The organism is Clostridia bacterium, from assembly GCA_017438525.1.
In the GTDB taxonomy this organism is placed as follows: domain Bacteria; phylum Bacillota; class Clostridia; order Oscillospirales; family RGIG8002; genus RGIG8002.
The window spans coordinates 1-4830 of sequence record JAFRVI010000079.1 but is presented as its reverse complement, the minus strand read 5'-3'; the positions used below and the strand labels follow the sequence as shown (position 1 = coordinate 4830).

General features: G+C 62.1%; 2 protein-coding genes. One reads left to right on the top strand and one right to left on the bottom strand.

From position 1 onward, the window contains the following. Nucleotides 1-592 precede the first annotated feature (592 nt). Nucleotides 593-2734, top strand: coding sequence for a sulfatase-like hydrolase/transferase (locus tag IJL83_07665; GenBank protein MBQ6553473.1), 2142 nt, complete (start codon nt 593-595; stop codon nt 2732-2734). Between the two features lie 279 nt (nt 2735-3013). On the opposite strand, the gene IJL83_07660 is transcribed toward IJL83_07665, so the two are convergent. Next, nucleotides 3014-4678 carry a hypothetical protein gene (locus IJL83_07660; GenBank protein MBQ6553472.1) on the bottom strand — a complete coding sequence of 555 codons (1665 nt, stop codon included), beginning with the start codon at nt 4676-4678 and terminating at the stop codon, nt 3014-3016. Between the last annotated feature and the right edge of the window lie 152 nt (nt 4679-4830).

Here is a 4830-nt window from a genome sequence, read left to right as displayed (position 1 = left end):
CGGCCCCCCCCCCGGGCGATCCCCCTCCTTATGCAGACGGCTGCTTGAGGCGGGGGGTTCCTCGCTGGCGCTCGGAATGACAGACGCTTTCGCGCTCGCGCCGCCTCTGTCATCCCGAGGAGGCGCAGCCGACGAGGGATCCCCCTCCCTTTGCAGACGGCCGCTTGAGGCGGGGGGTTCCTCGCTGGCGCTCGGAATGACAGACGCTTTCGCGCCGCTTCTGTCATCCCGAGGAGGCGAAGCCGACGAGGGATCCCCCTCCCTTTGCAGACGGCTGCTTGAGGCGGGGGATTCCTCGCGCTCCGCGCTCGGAATGACAGGCGCTTTCGCGTTCGGAGCGGCGGACGCTTTCGCGCTCGGAGCGGCGTGCGCTCCGGCGTGCGTTTCCGCGGCGCCCGCGCTTCCGCTCACGCCCGCGGAACCGATGATCTCTTCCATAAAAATCCTCTCTTTCGTGCGGTTTTCTCTTGCAATTTGCAGTATATAGTGGTAGACTAATTATATATGTGCCATATATGCCCGCGGCTCCCCGACCCCTCACGCGAGGGAGGCGGGACCGTCGCCCGCACCGCAATTTAAGGAGACAACGCTTATGAGAGCAGCAAGACACGCAAAAAACGGCGTTAAGAAACTTCCGCGCGAGCTTTTCAGCTTACTGTTCATGCCCGCCGCGGTGCTCTATCTGGAGCTTTTTTTCCGGCTCTACTTCGTATCCGCGCAGAGCGGCGGCTTTTTTGATTTCATCGGCCGCTTCTTCGGCGCGGGACTCTGGCTGTCGATACTTTTCTCGGTGGCGGCGGGGATATTCTTCACGCTGCTCTGCACCTTCTTCAAGTCGAAGGTCAACCGCCGCATCGCGCTGGTGATCCTCGGCATACTGACGGTCTATTTCTGCGTGCAGGCGGTGTATTACCACGGCTTCGGCACGATACTGAAGATCACGCTCGCCGCGGACACGGGCGCGGACGCGGTGACGCAGTTCGCCGGGAACGCGATAAACTACACCTTCCAGATGCTCTGGTTCATCATATTTGCGTTCATACCCTTCGCGGCGCTCTTCGTCTTCGGCAGGAGCTGGAAGGCGAAGCGCGCGCACGGCGAGACCTGGCATACGCTCTTCGACAAGCCGCTGGTGAAGTTCGAGAAATACCCGATCCCCGCGAAAGCGGTGCTCGCCGTCGCCATGGTAATAATCCAGCTCATCCCGTGGGCGCTGATAATGATGACCAACAAGACGACCGGCCTGCGCGCGCAGTACACGAGCGCCTTCGAGCACACGCTGGCGGCGGAGAAGTTCGGGCTGATAACGACCGCGCGCCGCGAGCTCGCGATCGCCATCGGCGGCACGAAGGACGTCATCATCCTGCCCGAAGGCGGCGGCAGCGAAGGCGGCTCCGCGCAGGGCAGCGGCGGCGAAGGCGTCGTCTACGCGCCCAACGTCATGGATATAGACTTCGACGCGCTCATCGCGAACGAGAAGGACTCGGACGTCAAGAAGATGCACGAGTATTTCCAAAACCGCACGCCGACGAAGCAGAACGCCTACACCGGACTCTTCAAGGGCTACAACCTCGTGATGATAACCGCGGAGGGCTTCTCCCCCTACGCGATAAGCAAGGAGCTGACCCCGACGCTGTATAAGATGCAGCAGGAGGGCTTCCGCTTCCCGAACTTCTACACCGCGGGCTACGACGACACGATCACCGGCGAGTTCGTGCACACGACCGGCCTGATCCCGTCCAACGAGGTCGCCAACAATCTCAAGAAGGTCAAGAACAACTACCTGCCCTTCACCATGGGCGCGCAGTTCCAGAAGCTCGGCGTCTACACCTACGCCTACCATCCGCACACCTACACCTACTACGGCCGCAACGAAACGCACCCGAACCTCGGCTTCAACTCCTACAAGGGACGCGGCGGCGGAGTCGTCGACGGCAAGGAGAGCAGCAAGTACGCGCTCGAGCTGGAGCATCCGCGCTACTGGCCGGAGAGCGACCTCGAGGCCGTCCAGGCGTCCTTCAACGACTACGCGGGCAAGAACGACGACAAGCCGTTCCTCGCCTACTACATGTCGGTCAGCGGCCACAAGGACTACTACTTCGAAGACAATATGATGAGCTGGAAGAACCGCGAGCTCGTCAAGGACCTCCCCTACTGCGAAGAAAACCGCGCTTACATCTCCTGCAACATCGAGCTGGACAGAGCGATGGAGTGGCTGATGGCGGAGCTTCAGAAGACGGGCGAGCTTGACACGACGCTCTTCTGCATCACGCCGGACCACAAGCCGCAGATGCTCACCGACGCGCAGGTCGAGGAGATGGCGGGCAGAAAGCTCGACAGCGAGTTCGAGATCTACCGCAGCGTCTTCCTGCTCTACTGCGCCGGCTACAAGGACGCGCCGGAGATCACCGCTCCCGCCAACAGCGTGGACATCATCCCGACGGTCTCCAACCTGCTCGGCCTGGAATACGACAGCCGCCTGCTCTTCGGGCGCGACCTGCTCGATCCGACGGCGGAGCCGATAATCACGCTCCGCACGCGCAGCTGGATAAGCAACAAGGGGCGCTACAACTTCCGCACCAAGACCTTCGAGAAGGCGGAGGGCGTGACCTTCAAGTCGCAGGAAGAGGAGGACGCCTACGTCGAGCGCGTCAACAACGTCGTGAGCAACAAGTTCCGCATGTCGCACAACGTCATCTTCAAGGACTATTACAGGAAGGTGTTTCAGAAGTAATCGCGGGTAATCGCGCTTCGCGCGATCTTGGCTCCCCTGTGCAAGGGTAGCGAAGCGGGAAACGCGACCTTGGCTCCCCTGTGCAAGGGGAGCTGGATTGACGGACGCGTCAGCGGACGGCAAGACTGAGGGGTTGTTGGCTTCCTTAAAGCCGACTGCGTAATTGCACAACCCCTCCGTCAGTCGCTCCCTGCGGTCGCGCCTGCCACCTCCCCTTGCACAGGGGAGGCCTCCGCGCTCACGCGCGGAGCGCATATCACGTCCGCGCGAGCGGACGTATCACTTTGCCCGCAGCTCCGCTTCCACCGCTGCCTTGCCCTCGAAGTCGAGCATCCTCATCGCCATCAGCGCCGCTTCCCTGTTCTCCGGCCTGAAAAATCCCATAGCGAAAAGCTCTTTTGCGAGCTCGTTCTGCTCCATACGCGAGAACGGGCTCTTTTTTTCAGCGCTGACGCGGATATCGAAGACGGGGCGGCGCGTCCAGATGCCGCCGTCCGGCGCGGGGGTCTCCTGCACCGCGATCCCCTCGTTCGAGAAGGTGAAAAACTCGGCGGCGGAGGCCTTCCCCTCGAGGGGAAGGTGGCGCGAAGCGCCGGATGAGGTGTCGCCTTCCGCGCTCTGCCTCATATCATATCCTCCCGGGCCGGTCACGCGGAATACTCTGCCCTCTTTATAAAACTGCCTTATCAGCTCCACTACCGTCTCGCCTATCCTCGCGAAGGCGCGGTAGGACGCGGCGATGACGTCGCGGCTGATCTTGTTGCCGGCCTCCTGCAGCGCGATTATCGCGGAGGCCGCGGTGACGCCGCCTCTGACGCCGCCCTCGGTGAAGTCGCGGCTGCCGCTGGTCTCCTTCAGCTCGTTTATCTTCATCTGCAGCATCGTGGAGGCGAGGTTGGAGACGGGCGCGGCGATTATCTGGCGCACGCGGGTCTCGTCCGGCTCGCCCTCGACCTCGACGAGCGGCTTCGACCAGTCGAGGAACTCGTCGGGATTGAGCCCGGCGTTCTTCCTTATGAAAAATCTCGGCTTGCTGGTCATGACGGTGTTCTCCATGATGACCTGCGAGAGGCGGTCGATATACGCCTGCGGATCCTTCATCACGTCGACGTAGCCGAAGCCGACGGGCGTGCCCTCCTCGGGGAAGAGCACGTCGAAGACGACGGGGTAGCGCCCGTGGTCGTAGTAGCCGCGTTCGGCGTAGAGCTCGTCGTTTTCGGAGGCGTAGAGCAGCGTCTCGCCCGCGAACTTGCAGTAGTGCAGAACGGTCCTGCCGTCCCGCTTTTTCTTATAGTACCAGTCGACGACGAGAGTTTTGTCCTCGGTGGAAACGGATTCGTCGAAGACGTACTCCTTGACGTCGATGACCTTGCCGGCGCGGTCCTTTTTAAGCTGCGGGTACTCCTGCGTCAGCAGGTCGGTATCCTGCAGGCCGACGATGAAGAGGTCGCGCGACTGCTGGATATCGGTTATGCCCGGCTGCCAGAAGACGTTGAGCAGGTCGAGCTTGCGGACGGAGACGTCGCCGACGCCGCCGTCGAGGGAGGGATCCCAGAAGATGCCGTAGACGGCGGTGCCGTTCTTGAGCTTGTACCACCAGCAGTCGGAGTAGGTCTGCTCGAAGCCGCAGCGTTCAAAGACTACCGGCAGGACTTTCGAGAGGCGCTCGGCGGCGGGGCGGTCGGACTCCTCGCGCGGCAGGACGTTCGCGACGGGGAAGGCGTCCATCGCGTCGGCGTGCTTCGACGCGAGCGAGGAGAAGAGCCACGCGCTGACGGGCTGTTCGCGGTCGGCGGCGCTTTTGCGGAGCACCTCCCAGTGGCGGAGCTTGTACCAGCGCTCGTTCTCGACGACGCGCTTCTCGAGGGACGCCTTCGCGGCCTTGTACTTTTTCAGCGTTTCCGCCGCGCGCCGCACGTCCGCGGTTGTGATCGTGTTGTTCATGGGTCGTTATCCTTTCTTTCATCTGCCGCCAAAGGCGGCAATACCACTATGCGAAGCATAATACCACTGCGGCGAAGCCGCAATATCACTGACGCGAAGCGTCAATATCACCGCCGCCGCAGGCGGCGCTCCGTAGGGGCGATTATCAATCG